The following is a 13,989-nucleotide window of genomic DNA, read 5'->3' as shown; positions in this document are numbered from 1 at the left end:
ATGCCGGATCAAGTCCGGCATGACGAAGAAACGGGATGCCGATCATCCTCACCATTCCTTCCGATAGTCGTGGTTCGCATCGACCATCGCGGTCAGAGTCGTCGGGCCGCCCTCGGGCTCGCTCGTGTGGCGCTGCGGGTTCTGCGTCCCGGTCTTGGGCTGCTTGCCCGCCGCAAGGTCGTCGAGGATGCACGACATGCTGTCGAAATCGAGGTCTTCGTAATTATCGTCGTTGATCTGGACCATCGGAGCGTTGGCGCAATTGCCCATGCACTCGACCTCGGTCAGCGTGAACAGCCCGTCGGGGGTCGTCTTTCCCTTGGCCATGCCGCGGTTCTTGCACGCCGCCATCACATCGTCCGACCCGCGCAGCAGGCACGGCGTCGTCCCGCATACCTGCACATGATAGCGGCCGACCGGCGCGAGATTGTACATGGTATAGAAGGTCGCGACCTCATAGGCGCGGATGAAGGGCATATCGAGCTCGGCGGCGACATATTCGATCACCGGCACGGGCAGCCAGCCCTGCGTCTGCGTTTCGGCGCCAACCTGGCGCTGCGCGAGGTCGAGCAGCGGCATCACCGCCGACCGCTGCCGTCCCGCGGGATAGCGCGCGATAACGGTTTTCGCCTTCTCGGCATTTTCGGCCGTCCACGCAAAAGCGCCCCAGCGAGCGCGGACTTCGGCTTCGTCGGGGATTTGGGGTGCGTCAGCCATGAACAGCTACTTTCGAACGCTTTTCTAGGGTGAGCTTGGCCAATAAAGTAATCGGCCAAACAAGATTCATCAGCAATATTTCGTCATTAACCTCAAGCCCGCGCGTCCACTCCAGGAGGATGAGTACGAACGCAGCGCCGACGGCCATCTTACCTATAGTGTCAAGAAATGAGATCACCGGTCGCACTCCCCGAACACGACGTCGATCGCGCCGATGATCGCGGTCGTATCCGCGAGCATGTGCCCCTTGCACATGAAATCCATCGCCTGCAGGTGCGAAAACGCCGTCGGGCGGATCTTGCAGCGGTACGGCTTGTTGCTGCCGTCGCTGACCAGATACACGCCGAATTCGCCCTTGGGGCTTTCGGTCGCGACGTAAACCTCGCCCGCGGGGACGTGGAAGCCCTCGGTATAGAGCTTGAAGTGATGAATCAGCGATTCCATCGACTGCTTCATCTCGCCGCGCTTCGGCGGCACGACCTTGCGGTCAAGGCTCGCAAAGGGGCCGCTCGGCATTTCGCGCAGGCACTGCTTGATGATCTTCGCCGACTGATAGACTTCCTCGACGCGCACCATGAAGCGATCGTAGCAATCGCCCTTGGTGCCGACCGGAATGTCGAACTCCATCGCCGCATAGGCGTCATAGGGCTGCGACTTGCGCAAATCCCACGCGATGCCGCTGCCGCGGATCATCGGGCCGGAGAAGCCCCACGCCAGCGCATCCTCCTTGCTCACCGTCGCGATGTCGACGTTGCGCTGCTTGAAGATGCGGTTGTCGATCACCAGGCTCATCGCGTCACCGAACAGCCGCGGCAGACGTGTTTCGACCCATTCGCCGATGTCGACGAGCAGCTTTTCGGGGACATCCTGATGCACGCCGCCGGGACGGAACCACGCCGAGTGCATCCGCGCGCCCGACGCGCGCTCGAAGAAGTTCAGGCAATCCTCGCGCAGTTCGAACACCCACAGGTTCGGTGTCATCGCGCCGACGTCCATGACGTGCGACCCGATGTTGAGCATGTGATTGCAGATACGCGTCAGCTCGGCGAACAGCACGCGCAGATATTGCGCGCGCGCCGGCACCTCGAGGTCGAGCAATTTCTCGATCGCAAGGACATAGCTATGCTCCATGCCGAGCGGCGAGCAATAGTCGAGCCGGTCGAAATAGGGCAGCGCCTGCAGATAGGTCTTGTATTCGATCAGCTTTTCGGTGCCGCGATGGAGCAGGCCGACGTGCGGATCGACGCGCTCGATGATCTCGCCGTCGAGCTCCATCACCATGCGCAAAACGCCGTGCGCCGCCGGATGCTGCGGACCGAAGTTGATCGTATAGTTGGTGACCGTCTGGTCGCCCGCGGTGTCGGCGGTGTCGACCGGATAGCCTTCGAACATGTCGCTACCGTGGTGCTTCACATAAGGAGAGTCGGTCATGCGTCACCTCCATCGCTCTTGGCCGCTTTGGGCTTGCGCGGGGCACGCGGCTTCCCGGGTGCTTTCGCCTTGGTCGCGGCCTTCGGAGTCGACGCGCCTTTCGCCTTGGCGCGCGTCCCGGATTCGGCCGCGGCGTCGGGCTTCGCGGTCTTGCCGTCCTTGCTCTTCTTCGTCGCTTCCTTGTCGGCCTTCTTCCCGGCGCCGGTCTGTTCGGGCTTCTCGGTCGTCTTCGGAGTCGGCGGCGGCGCGGCCTTTGCCTCGTCCGCCTTTTTTACCTCCGACGCCGTCATGGGCGAGGGCGCGCCCTTGCCCGGCGCCTCGCCGGTCCCGCCGGCCTTTTCGTCGCCGGGCAGGATATAGTCGGCGCCTTCCCACGGGCTCATGAAGTCGAAGTTGCGGAAATCCTGCGCCAGCCGCACCGGTTCGTAAACGACGCGCTTGTCTTCTTCGCTATAGCGCAGCTCGGTGTAACCCGTAAGCGGGAAGTCCTTGCGCTGCGGAAAGCCCTGGAAGCCATAATCGGTCAGGATACGGCGCAGGTCTGGGTTGCCCGCGAACAGGACCCCATACATGTCGAACACTTCACGCTCGAGCCAGCCGGCATTCGGCCACACCGGCACGACCGTCGGTACCGGCGTCGCTTCGTCGGTCGACACCCGGACGCGCAGCCGGTGGTTCTTGGTCACGCTGAGCAGGTGATAGACGACTTCGAACCGCTCGGCCCGGTCGGGATAGTCGACCCCCGCGATTTCCATCAACTGCTGATAGCCCAGCGCATCGCGCAGCTGGACCATCACGCCGGCCACCGCCTCGCGGCGCACCGTGATGCTGTCCTCACCGACGGTGAAGACGTGCGCGAGCATGTCCTTGCCGAGCGCCTTTGCCAGCGCATCCGAAAGGTCGGCGCGCGGCGCGATCAGGGGAGCGGGACTAGCCATTCCCAACCTCCGTTCGGGCTGAGCTTGTCGAAGCCCCGTCCTTGATCTCACGGCACAGAAAGAAAAACAGCCCTTCGACAAGCTCAGGGCGAACGGACGTAAGGGCGAGAACGAGACTCATCGTTCGATCGTCCCGACGCGGCGGATCTTGCGCTGCAACTGCATCACGCCATAAAGCAGCGCCTCCGCGGTCGGCGGGCAGCCGGGCACATAGATGTCGACGGGAACGATCCGGTCGCAGCCGCGCACCACCGAATAGCTGTAGTGATAATAGCCGCCACCGTTGGCGCAGCTTCCCATGGAGATCACATATTTGGGGTTCGACATCTGGTCGTACACACGACGCAGCGCCGGTGCCATCTTGTTGCACAGCGTTCCCGCGACGATCATCACATCGCTCTGGCGCGGACTGGCGCGCGGTGCGACGCCGAACCGCTCCATGTCATAGCGCGGCATGTTGACGTGGATCATTTCGACCGCGCAGCAGGCGAGACCGAAGGTCATCCACCACAGCGACCCGGTCCGCGCCCAGTTGAACAGATCCTCGGTCGAGGTGACGAGGAAGCCCTTGTCGCCAACTTCGGCGTTCAGGTCGTCGAAAAATCCCTGGTCCGGATCGGTCCCCGCGGGGACCGGCATCGCGCCGGGCATGATGAGGCCGGTATTGCTCATTCCCAATCCAGCGCCCCTTTCTTCCACGCATAGACAAGGCCAAGCGCAAGCTCGGCCAGAAACACCATCATCGTCGCCCAGCCGGCCCAGCCGATTTCCTTCAGGCTGACCGCCCAGGGAAAGAGGAAGGCGGCTTCGAGGTCGAAGATGATGAACAAAATGGCGACGAGGTAGAATCGCACATCGAATTGGCTGCGGGCGTCTTCAAATGCGGGGAAACCGCATTCATACTCGGTCAGCTTCGCCGGATCGGGCTGGTGCGCGCCGGTCAGGCGGGCAACGCCCATCGGCAGGAACACGAACGCCGTCGAAAGCCCGACCGCAATGGCCAGGAAAATCAGAATCGGCAGATATTGAGTCAGATCGACCATGAGAGCTCGCAGTCTGGTTGTTTCTGGGTGTCTGCGCACCCGTTATGGGGGGCGCTTTAGGCCAGCGGGCCGCGCCTCGCAAGCACCGCGGGCAGGAAATTGTCCGCTCGCCCCCTCAAAAGCGCAAAGGTGGCTGGCGAGTCCCCCTATCGCTATGTTAGATCGCGCGAAATGGGGTCGATGTACCGGGTCAGCCAGCGCCCGATCGAGATGGGGAGTCCTTATGTATCGTGTCATCCTTAGAACCGCGCTCGCCGCGGGCGCCGTCCTTGCCGTCGCAGCGACTCCGGCGCAGGCGCAACTCGTCAACGCGACCAATCCACAGGCGATCAAACAGATCGTCGAGTCGCACGACTGGCCGGCAACGCTCGTCCAGAAAACCGGCGAGGACCCCTATATCGAGAGCAATCGCAACGGGCTGAAATTCCTCGTGCTGTTCATGAATTGCACCGAGAACAAGAATTGCCGGACGCTGCAATATTACATGGGCTTCAGCGACGCGAAGGACACGACGCTCGAAAAGCTGAACCAGTGGAACAAGGAAAAACGCTTCGCCCGCGCCTATCGCGACGAGGCCGGGGACCCCGTGCTCGAAATGGACGTCGACGTCGATTTCAACGGAATCCCAAAGGAGAATATCAGCGAAACCTTCAACACCTGGGCGGCGCTGATGGATGCCTATCACGAGTTCCTCTACGAGGATTGAGGTCGGGCGCGCCGACGGCTTTGGGGGGGCCATTTTGAGCGCGCACCCCCGCGAAGGCGGGGGCCGCTGGCCGCTTTTTCCTGCGATCTCGCGTAGACCAACTGCGGCTCCCGCCTTTGCGCGGGGGCGACGGATTCTTTACCCGCGCTACCGCCCATCAGGCGTTGCGCAGCGCGCCCGCGACCAGCTTCTGCAACTTCGAATGCACCGCGCTGCTGCCGGCGATGAATTCGCTGCGCTCGATCGCGCGTTCACCGCCGCGGAAATCGCTGACGAAGCCGCCGGCCTCGCGCACGAGCAGCATGCCCGCCGCGACGTCCCAGATTTTCAGGTCGCTTTCCCAGAAACCGTCGAAGCGTCCCGCCGCGACCCAGGCAAGGTCCAGGCTCGCGGCGCCGAAGCGGCGGATGCCGGCGACTTCGGGCGCCACCGCGCCGAAGATGCGGCTCCACTGCGCCATGTCGCCGTGCCCCATGAACGGGATGCCGGTGGCGATCAGGCATTCGTGCAGGCTGCGCCGCGACGACACGCGCAGGCGGCGGTCGTGCAACCACGCCCCGCGGCCGCGCTCGGCCCAATAGCTCTCGTCGGTCACGGGCTGATAGACCAGCGCCGCGGTGACGTCGCCCCAGCCGCCGCCCAGCTTTGGTTCCTGCACCGCGATAGAGATTGCGAACTGCGGGATCGCGTGGAGGAAGTTCGAGGTGCCGTCGAGCGGGTCGATGATGAAGCGCGGCTTGCCCGGCTCGCCCTCGATCTCGCCCGCTTCCTCCATCAGGAAGCCCCAGCCCGGGCGCGCGTGGGTCAGCTCGTCATAGAGCGTGCGTTCGGCGGCCTGGTCGGCCTTGGATACGAAATCGGCGGGCCCCTTCTGCGACACCTGCAGATGCTCGACTTCGCCGAAGTCGCGGCGCAGCTTGGACCCCGCCTTGCGCGCGGCGCGTTCCATGACGGTGATGATGCCGGATACGGCCATAATATCTACTCCCCCCTCCCGCTTGCGGGAGGGGTCGAGGGAGGGAATGTTTCCTTCGGAAAGACGCTGTCCCTCGACAGCCCCTCCCCTGACCCCTCCCGCAAGCGGGAGGGGAGCTCAATCAATCCGCGCGGCGGACATATTCACGGTCATAGACGTTGACCACGATGCGCGTGCCGCTGGTGATGTGCGGTGGCACCATCACGCGCACGCCATTGTCGAGGATCGCGGGCTTGTACGACGAAGACGCCGTCTGGCCCTTCACCACCGCATCGGCCTCGACGATCGTCGCTTCGATCTGTTCGGGCAGTTCGACCGAGATCGGACGCTCTTCCCACAATTCGAGTACGACCTCCATGCCATCCTGCAGGAATTCATGGGCCTCGCCGACGACCTCCTTGGAGATGTTGATCTGTTCGAAACTGTCCTTGTCCATGAACACCAGGTCGTCGCCCTCGGCATAGAGGAACTGGAAATCCTTGGTGTCGAGGCGGACCTTTTCGACCGTGTCGGCGCTGCGGAAACGGTTGTTGAGCTTGCGCCCATCGATCAGATTCTTGGCCTCGACCTGCATATAGGCCCCGCCCTTGCCCGGCTGGGTGTGCTGGATCTTGGTAACCTTCCAGATACCGCCTTCATATTCGATAATATTGCCGGGACGGATTTCAACGCCGGAGATTTTCATCGCGCACACTCGCTTCAAACAAGGATGGAAAGAGCCGCCGGCGCACGTCTTCGCGCACCGGTCACAGGAGCGCGCCCTTAGCGGGACGCGCGGCGAAGGGCAAGCGGCTTAGGGTGCCTGGTCCGCCATCGTGCGCGTCCGGCGATAGCTGAGGGCGATCGCGCCGACGAACAGGACGATGCCGATCGGGATCGCGGGCGTTGCGAACGCCTCGCCCACCACCGAGAGCGGCGCATCGCTGCCCGAGCCCGCCACGATACCGGCGAACAGCACGCCGAACAGGCTTTCGCCGACGATGAAGCCGGTTGCGAGCAGCACGCCCATGCGACCATAGAATTCCGGCTTGCGGCTTCGTGCCGCGCGCTTTTCCCACAGATGGCCGACAAAGGCGCCAATCGGGATCAGGATGGTCAGCGACATTGGCAGATAGATGCCCATGCCCACGCCCAGCGGCGGCAGGCGCATCTTGCCCATGCGGCCAAGGATTTCATCGAGCGCGACGACCGCGACGCCGATAAGCGCGCCATAGCCGATCAGGTCCCAGCGCAGGTCGCCGCCCAGCACGCCCTTCGCGAGCGCGCTGATGAGCGCGGCCTGCGGCGCGGGAAGTGCATTCGCTCCTGCGCCGGCTGCACCTGCGAAGCCGAACGCCTGGTTGAGCAGGTCGAGCACGGGCGGGATGATCAGCGAGCCGAAGCCGACCCCGATGACGAGCGCGAGCTGCTGTTTCCACGGCGTCGCCCCGACAAGCTGGCCGGTTTTCAGGTCTTGCAGATTGTCGTTCGAGATCGTCGCGACCGAAAAGACGATCGCGGTGGTGAACAGCGCATAGGCGACGAGCGCCGCGGTGTCGGCGTCGCTATGATCGCGCCCGAAGAAGAAGAGCAGCATCAGCGAGGCGGCGATGACCGACAGAATACCGACCCCGGAAACCGGGGCTGTTCGATGCGCCGATCAGGCCCGCCATATAGCCGGTGACCGCCGCGATGATCGCGCCGATGAACAGCACGAACAGCAGCGTCGCCACGATCACGCCGACCGGGTTCGCCGCGATCGGCCCGCCCTGGGCGAAGAACCACAACAGTCCCGCAATCGGGACCAGCGAGCCCAGGATCGTGCCGGCGACGATGCCGAACGACAGGTCGCGCTCGCCCAGTTCGACGACTTCGCCCTTGCCGCGCGCGCGCGACGAGGCGATCGAGCCCTGGATGCCCCGCGCGATCGGGCCGATGATCTTGAGCAAGGTCCACAGCGCCGCGACGCCGATCGTCCCGGCGCCGATAAAGCGAACTTCCTGGGAAAAGACCGCGCCGACCGCATCGTCGACCGATCCGGCGACCCCGTGCGCGGCAGTCAGCAGCGGCATCAGCCCGCCCCACGCGATGATCATGCCCGTCAGCATCGCGAGCCCGACCGACAGGCCGACGAGATGTCCGACCCCGATCAGCGCGAGCGACAGGCTGGCGCTGACCCCGCTAGCGCCCGCGCCGATCTTGAAAGTCCTGCCGACTTCGGTCGCCGCGAGCTTCATCGCGCCGAGGAGCGCAAAGCCGGCGCTGACCAGCGAACCGAGGACGATCGTCCGCAAGCCCGCCTGGTTTTCCTCGACGCCCTCCCCGCTGCGCGACCCGACCTTCAGCACCTCCGCCGCCGCGACGCCTTCGGGATAGGGCAGGTCCGATCCGGCGACCAGCGCGCGGCGCAGCGGTACCGAGAACATCACGCCCAACGTGCCGCCGATGAAGCACACCGCCGCCGTCGTCCAATAGGGAAACCCCTGCCACCAGCCGACGATCACAAGTCCCGGCAGCACGAAGATGATCGCCGCCAGCGTCCCCGCCGCGCTGGCGATAGTCTGGACGATATTATTCTCCAGGATCGTCGCGCCCGAGACGAAGCGCAAAATCGCCATCGAGATCACCGCGGCGGGGATCGAGGTCGCAAAGGTCAGCCCGACCTTCAGCCCCAGATAGACGTTCGCGGCGGTGAAAAGCAGGGTGATCAGCCCACCGAGGATGATGCCCCGGATCGTGAGTTCGCGAATCCCCGCAGGCTGCTGGTCGGCACGTGTCATGAAATTACTCCCCGGGGTCATTCTCTTGCGCCGCCGCGGCGGCAGCGCAAGCGAAAAGGCGACGAGCCGAAGCCGATTTGGCGCGCCGATCCAATCGGCGGGTGCGCGCCGCTGCCATAGGGACGCGCATGATTGACGAAAATCCTGTCAAGATCGCGCCGTCCGCCCCTGCCCCTGCCGGCATGGCGGGGCGCCGCGCACCGTGCGCCGGCCTGTTCGGCTGGCGCAAGGACGCGCCGCATCCGGAGCGGCCCGATCGCGCCGCGCCGCCGCCGCGTCCCTAATCCGCGGCGCCCGCGTCGAGCAGCACGGCAAAGGCCCGCACTGCCGCGGCCGGTCCTTCGGGATGGTTCCAGACCGCCCCCGACACCGCGAGGAAATCGGCGCCCGCCTCTATCAGCGGCGCTGCATTGTCGGGCGTAATTCCGCCGATCGCGACGCACGGAAGCTCGAACAATCCTTGCCACCAGCTCAAAATCTCCGGTTCGGCATGGTGTTCGACCGTCTTGGTCGTCGTCGGGAAAAAGGCGCCGAACGCCACATAATCCGCCCCGGCTTCGCCGGCTTCCATCGCCAGATGACGGCTGGCATGGCAGGTCACGCCGATCTGGGCGTCCGGGCCAAGCAGCCGGCGCGCCTCCCGGGGGTCGCCGTCGCCCTGCCCCAAATGCACGCCGTCGGCCTGGATGCGCTTGGCAAGTGCCGTGTCGTCGTTGACAATGAAAGCGACCTCGTGCGCCGCGCACGTCGCCTGCAACGGCCCGGCGAGTCGCGCCGCCTCGTGCTGGCTCAGCCCCTTGACGCGAAACTGGAACGCCGCGACCGGTCCGGCGGACAGCGCCGCCTCGAGCCGGTCGGGAAAATCGCCCCCGACGTCGAGCGGCGAGATCAGGTAGAGCTGGCAGGTCTGCGTGGTCATGGCGGGTTCATAGCGGCGGCTTCAGACTCCGGCAAATGCAGATATTGTCCCGCCTCGCCCTCCCCGCTCTCGCCGCCGTCTTGGCGCTTTCGGGGTGCGTAACGGGCGCATCCCAAGCCCCGCTTGCCGACGGCCGCGACGTCGCGCTCGGCCAGCGCGCAATGGTCGACGGCCCCGTCGTCCAGCCGGTCGAAGTTGTCGAGGACAGCCGCTGCCCGATGAACGCGCGTTGCGTCTGGGCGGGCCGCGTTCGCGTGAAGATGCTGTGGCTGCGTCCCACGGGCGAAAGCGACCCTTTCGAGGTTACGCTCGGCGAAGCGACCCCGATCGCGGACGGTGCGATCCGTCTCGAATCGGTGCGCCCCGAAAAACGCTCGAGCGCCCCGATCGCGGCCAAGGACTACCGCTTTTCGTTCCGCTTCGACGGCGGATTATAGCGTTAATCGCCTCGTCACCCTGGACTTGATCCGGGGTGACGAAGAAAGCGAATGGCCGCTCCCTACCCCAAGGTATCCGCTCAACGCACCCGCGCCAGCACGAACCCGTCCCAGCCCTTCGCCCCGACGGTCTGCACGGCCGTCGCGTCGAGCCGCGGATCGCGTTCGAGCAGATCGAACAGCGCGCGTGTCCCGCGGACGCTGTTGTCCGCGCTATCGGCATCCAGAACCCCGCCCCCGCGCACGACATTGTCGACGACGATGATCGTCCCGGCTTTTCCAAGCCGTACGGCTTCGTCGACGTAAAGCGGGTTGCCCTGCTTGTCGGCATCGATGAACACGAAGTCGAAAGGCCCTTCCCCCGTCATCGCGGCCAGACTGTCCTTCGCCGGCCCGACGCGGACGTCGACCCGGTTCGACAGGCCGGCGCGGTCCAGATTTTCCTGCGCCACGCGTGCATGCTTGCGATCGACCTCGAGCGTCACGAGCTGCCCGTCCGCAGGCAGCGCGCGCGCAAGCCAGATCGTCGAATAGCCGCCCAGCGTGCCGACTTCGAGGATGCGCCGAGCACCCGCCATCTGCGCCATCAGAAACAGCATCTTGCCCTGCGCCGGCGATACGTCGATCGGCGGCAGGCCTTGCGCTTCGTTGTGGGAAAGGCTGGCGGCAAGCACGTCGTCGGCGCCGAGAAACTTGTCGGCGATATAGTCGTCGACGGCTTGCCACCTCTCTCCCATCACAGGGGCCTACACCACCGAGGCCGCGTGAATGTCGTTGATCGCGCCGCCGAGCGAGCGATCGAAAGCATCGTCGTCCATCGACGCGCGCAGATCTTCGAGCAGCGCGCGGCTGAAGCTTGCAATCATGCCGCGGTTCTTGGCAAGCTCGGCGCAGGCTTCGGGGCGCGCGAAACCGCCCGACAGCGCCACGACGCGCAGCACCTTCGGATGATCGACGAGCGGCGCGTACAGGTTCGCTTCGGCCGGAATCGACAGTTTTAGCATCACCGGCGCTCCGTCCCAGCGATCCAGTTCGGCCAGGATCGCATCGAGCAGCAATCGGTCGGCGGCGTCGCGCTCGGGGCTCTTGATGTTGATCTCCGGCTCGATGATCGGCACCAGCCCGTGCGCCGCGATCCGCTTCGCCTCGGCGAACTGCTGCCGCGCGACCGCCACGATCCCCGCCGGATTGGCCAGGTTGATGACGCTGCGCATCTTGGTGCCGAACACGCCCTTCGCGACCGCACGCTCGCACAGGGCGTCGAGTTCGGGCATGGGCTTCATCAACTGGACGCCGTCGGCTTCCGCCTCCAACCCCTTGTCGACCTTCAGGAACGGAACCACGCCGCGGCCCCACAACAGGGACGGAACCGGCTTGCCATCCGCTTCGCCGTCCATCGTCCGTTCGAACAGGATCGCGCCGATCACCTTGTCACCGTTGAAGCAGGGCGCCGTCACGATGCGGCTGCGCATCGCGTGAATCAGCGCGAACATTTCCTCGTCGTTCGCAAACGCGTCCTCGCCGATGCCATAGCCTTTCAAGGCCTTGGGCGTCGATCCGCCGCTCTGGTCGAGCGCGGCGATGAAACCCTGTCCCGATTTGATCTTGTCGAGCATTTCGGCGTTGGCGGTCGTCATGGGATTTCGGGCTCCTTGCATACGTATGTTGCGGCGCGCATAGCTTCCCGCGAACCGGGATGCAATGCTGCGAAAATTCAGCCCTTCAGGGCGTCGACGCCCGGCAGCGGCTTGCCTTCCATCCACTCGAGAAAGGCGCCTCCCGCGGTCGAAACGAAGGTGAAATCGCCCGCCACCCCGGCATGGTTCAGCGCCGCGACCGTGTCGCCGCCGCCCGCGACCGAAATCAGCGATCCTTCGCGCGTCAGCGCCGCCGCGGTCTTCGCGAGCGCGACCGTCGCCGCGTCGAACGGCGGCGTCTCGAACGCGCCGAGCGGGCCGTTCCACACGAGCGTGCGGCACGTCTTGAGCACGTCGGCGAGCGCCTCGACCGCGGCGGGGCCGACGTCGAGGATCATTTCGTCGGGCGCGACTTCGTGGACGTTCACGGTGCGCGTCGGCGGATTGGGCGCGAACTCGCGTGCCACCACGACGTCATAGGGCAGGTGGATCGTGCATCCGGCGCCGTCGGCGGCCTCGAAGATCGCATTGGCGGTATCGACCAGATCATGCTCGCACAGCGACTTGCCGACATCGACTCCGCGCGCGGCGAGGAAGGTGTTCGCCATGCCGCCGCCGATAATCAGATGATCGACCTTGCCGACGAGGTTCTTGAGCACGTCGATCTTCGTCGACACCTTGGCACCGCCGACCACCGCCGCCACGGGATGCGCGGGATTGCCGAGCGCGGCGTCGAGCGCCTTGAGTTCGGCCTCCATCGCACGGCCCGCAAAGGCCGGCAGGCGATGCGCGATGCCCTCGGTCGAGCCATGCGCGCGGTGCGCCGCCGAAAAGGCGTCGTTGACATAGAGGTCGCCGACCTCGGCGAGCGCGTCGGCGAACGCCGGGTCGTTCTTTTCCTCGCCCGCGTGGAAGCGCGTGTTTTCGAGCACAGCAACGTCGCCCGGCGCCAGCACCGCCACGCCCGCCTTCGCGCCGTCGCCGATGCAGTCGGGGATGAACATCACGCTATGGCCGAGCACGTCCTCGAGCCCGCCCATGACGAGGCTCAGCGACTGGGTCGGGTTCTTGGCGCCCTTGGGACGGCCGAAATGCGCGAGCAGCAGCACGATCGCGCCCTTGTCGGACAGTTCGCGGATCGTCGGCACCGCGGCCTGCAGCCGCGTCGCATCGCTCACCGCACCGTCCGCCATCGGCACGTTCAAATCGACGCGGACGAGCACGCGCTTGCCGGTGACGTCGCCGATATCGTCGAGGGTTTTGAACGCGGTCATCGACGTTTCCCATTCCTGTTTCCGTTTGCCCTGAGGAACCGCTGAGCTTGTCGAAGCGGTGTCTCGAAGGGTCCTTCGAGACGGGTCTTCGCCAGGCTCAGTCCCTCCCCAGGACGAACGATGATCAATTCAAAGCAACCCCGCGATCACGCCCGCGGTATCGACCATGCGGTTCGAGAAACCCCATTCATTGTCGTACCAGCTGAGAACGCGGACCAGCTTGCCGTCGATCACCGCGGTTTCGAGGCTGTCGATCGTCGAACTCGCCGCATTATGGTTGAAGTCGATCGAAACCAGCGGCTCTTCGGTGTAGCCCAACACGCCCTTCAGCGGCCCTTCGGCGGCGGCCTTGAGAACCGCGTTGACCTCTTCCGCGGTCGTGTCGCGCGACGGCGTGAAGGTAAGGTCGACGACCGAGACATTCGGGGTCGGGACGCGGATCGACGACCCGTCGAGCTTGCCCTTGAGTTCGGGGAGCACGAGGCCGACGGCAACCGCCGCGCCGGTCGAGGTCGGGATCATCGACATCGCGGCGGCGCGCGCGCGGCGCGGATCGCTGTGGATTTGGTCGAGAATCTTCTGGTCGTTGGTATAGGCGTGGATGGTGGTCATCAGGCCGCGCTCGATCCCGATCGCTTCGTGCAGCACCTTCGCAAAGGGCGCGAGGCAGTTGGTGGTGCATGACGCGTTCGAGATGATCAGGTGATCGGCAGTGATCTGATCGTCGTTGACGCCATAGACCACGGTCAGGTCGACTTCCTTGGCGGGAGCCGAGATCAGCACGCGCTTTGCGCCGGCGTCGAGATGTTTCTGGCCGCCGGCCTTGTTGGTGAAAAAGCCCGTGCATTCCATCACGATATCGATGCCGTTTGCGGCGTGCGGCAGCGCGGCGGGGTCGCGCTCGGCGGTAACCTGAATGCGCTTTCCGTTGATAATCAGGTCGTTGCCGTCGACTTCGACGGTGCCGTTGAACGCCCCGTGGACCGAATCATGGCGGAGCAGACGGGCGTTCGCCTTGGCATCGCCCAGATCGTTGATCGACACCAGTTCGAGGTCATGGTCGGTGCGCTCGAGAATGGCGCGCGCCACATTGCGGCCGATGCGTCCGAAACCGTTGATTGCGACTTTCACTGCCATGTCGAAACGTCCTTT

Annotated in this window: 16 protein-coding genes and 1 pseudogene; 3 read left to right on the top strand and 14 right to left on the bottom strand. The window is 65.0% G+C overall.

Going from position 1 to position 13,989, the window contains the following annotated elements; genetic code table 11:
* Positions 1 to 48: 48 nt before the first annotated feature.
* The 6 genes from AC58D2_RS20395 to AC58D2_RS20370 form a co-directional block, all read right to left on the bottom strand.
* A complete protein-coding gene (locus tag AC58D2_RS20395; RefSeq protein WP_497392855.1) occupies positions 49 to 717 on the bottom strand; it encodes a complex I 24 kDa subunit family protein in 669 nt (222 codons plus the stop codon).
* Positions 710 to 865, bottom strand: a complete 156-nt coding sequence (locus tag AC58D2_RS20390; protein ID WP_497392854.1) for a hypothetical protein — start codon at positions 863 to 865, stop codon at positions 710 to 712. Before AC58D2_RS20390 ends, AC58D2_RS20395 begins: the two co-directional genes overlap by 8 nt.
* Positions 866 to 891: 26 nt before the next feature.
* Positions 892 to 2,109, bottom strand: a complete 1,218-nt coding sequence (locus AC58D2_RS20385; RefSeq protein WP_497392873.1) for an NADH-quinone oxidoreductase subunit D — start codon at positions 2,107 to 2,109, stop codon at positions 892 to 894.
* A 35-nt stretch (positions 2,110 to 2,144) separates the two neighbouring features.
* Positions 2,145 to 3,086, bottom strand: a complete 942-nt coding sequence (locus tag AC58D2_RS20380; protein ID WP_497392853.1) for an NADH-quinone oxidoreductase subunit C — start codon at positions 3,084 to 3,086, stop codon at positions 2,145 to 2,147.
* A gap of 117 nt (positions 3,087 to 3,203) precedes the next feature.
* Positions 3,204 to 3,737 carry a NuoB/complex I 20 kDa subunit family protein gene (locus AC58D2_RS20375; RefSeq protein ID WP_497392872.1) on the bottom strand — a complete coding sequence of 178 codons (534 nt, stop codon included), beginning with the start codon at positions 3,735 to 3,737 and terminating at the stop codon, positions 3,204 to 3,206.
* 17 nt (positions 3,738 to 3,754) lie between these two features.
* Positions 3,755 to 4,129 (bottom strand): NADH-quinone oxidoreductase subunit A, encoded by a 375-nt coding sequence (locus AC58D2_RS20370; protein ID WP_497392852.1) that lies wholly within the window; start codon positions 4,127 to 4,129, stop codon positions 3,755 to 3,757.
* 223 nt (positions 4,130 to 4,352) lie between these two features.
* On the opposite strand from AC58D2_RS20370, the gene AC58D2_RS20365 reads away from it, so the two are divergent.
* On the top strand, positions 4,353 to 4,835 hold the full coding sequence (locus tag AC58D2_RS20365) for a YbjN domain-containing protein (RefSeq protein WP_497392851.1): 483 nt from the start codon (positions 4,353 to 4,355) through the stop codon (positions 4,833 to 4,835).
* A gap of 157 nt (positions 4,836 to 4,992) precedes the next feature.
* Here the strand turns inward: AC58D2_RS20365 and AC58D2_RS20360 are convergent, their stop codons facing one another.
* The 3 genes and pseudogenes from AC58D2_RS20360 to AC58D2_RS20350 all read right to left on the bottom strand — a co-directional run bounded on the left by AC58D2_RS20360 (position 4,993) and on the right by AC58D2_RS20350 (position 8,570).
* Positions 4,993 to 5,811 (bottom strand): inositol monophosphatase family protein, encoded by an 819-nt coding sequence (locus AC58D2_RS20360; protein WP_497392850.1) that lies wholly within the window; start codon positions 5,809 to 5,811, stop codon positions 4,993 to 4,995.
* Between the two features lie 121 nt (positions 5,812 to 5,932).
* Positions 5,933 to 6,496, bottom strand: coding sequence for an elongation factor P (gene efp / locus AC58D2_RS20355; RefSeq protein WP_497392849.1), 564 nt, complete (start codon positions 6,494 to 6,496; stop codon positions 5,933 to 5,935).
* A gap of 108 nt (positions 6,497 to 6,604) precedes the next feature.
* A pseudogene (locus tag AC58D2_RS20350) lies at positions 6,605 to 8,570 on the bottom strand (OPT family oligopeptide transporter).
* Between the two features lie 128 nt (positions 8,571 to 8,698).
* Here AC58D2_RS20350 and AC58D2_RS20345 point away from each other — a divergent pair.
* Entirely contained in the window at positions 8,699 to 8,854 is a 156-nt protein-coding gene (locus AC58D2_RS20345) for a hypothetical protein (protein ID WP_497392848.1), read from the top strand.
* Here AC58D2_RS20345 and thiE read toward each other — a convergent pair.
* Complete coding sequence (gene thiE, locus AC58D2_RS20340; RefSeq protein WP_497392847.1) at positions 8,851 to 9,489, bottom strand: thiamine phosphate synthase; 639 nt, start codon at positions 9,487 to 9,489, stop codon at positions 8,851 to 8,853. The two genes, AC58D2_RS20345 and thiE, sit on opposite strands and share 4 nt — an antisense overlap.
* Positions 9,490 to 9,524: 35 nt before the next feature.
* Here thiE and AC58D2_RS20335 point away from each other — a divergent pair, with 35 nt between their 5' ends.
* Entirely contained in the window at positions 9,525 to 9,926 is a 402-nt protein-coding gene (locus AC58D2_RS20335; RefSeq protein WP_497392846.1) for a hypothetical protein, read from the top strand.
* A gap of 80 nt (positions 9,927 to 10,006) precedes the next feature.
* Here the strand turns inward: AC58D2_RS20335 and AC58D2_RS20330 are convergent, their stop codons facing one another.
* From AC58D2_RS20330 to gap, 4 genes are all read right to left on the bottom strand, one after another.
* Entirely contained in the window at positions 10,007 to 10,663 is a 657-nt protein-coding gene (locus tag AC58D2_RS20330) for an O-methyltransferase (RefSeq protein ID WP_497392871.1), read from the bottom strand.
* A 9-nt stretch (positions 10,664 to 10,672) separates the two neighbouring features.
* Entirely contained in the window at positions 10,673 to 11,563 is an 891-nt protein-coding gene (locus AC58D2_RS20325) for a fructose bisphosphate aldolase (protein ID WP_497392845.1), read from the bottom strand.
* Between the two features lie 77 nt (positions 11,564 to 11,640).
* Positions 11,641 to 12,837 (bottom strand): phosphoglycerate kinase, encoded by a 1,197-nt coding sequence (locus AC58D2_RS20320; protein ID WP_497392844.1) that lies wholly within the window; start codon positions 12,835 to 12,837, stop codon positions 11,641 to 11,643.
* Between the two features lie 129 nt (positions 12,838 to 12,966).
* Positions 12,967 to 13,974: a type I glyceraldehyde-3-phosphate dehydrogenase gene (gap, locus tag AC58D2_RS20315; RefSeq protein WP_497392843.1), complete on the bottom strand. Its 1,008-nt coding sequence runs from the start codon at positions 13,972 to 13,974 to the stop codon at positions 12,967 to 12,969.
* Positions 13,975 to 13,989: the final 15 nt, after the last annotated feature.

Source organism: Sphingopyxis sp. CR5, assembly GCF_059693785.1.
Note: the sequence above shows the minus strand (reverse complement) of the source record. Positions and strands in the feature narration are given on the sequence as shown.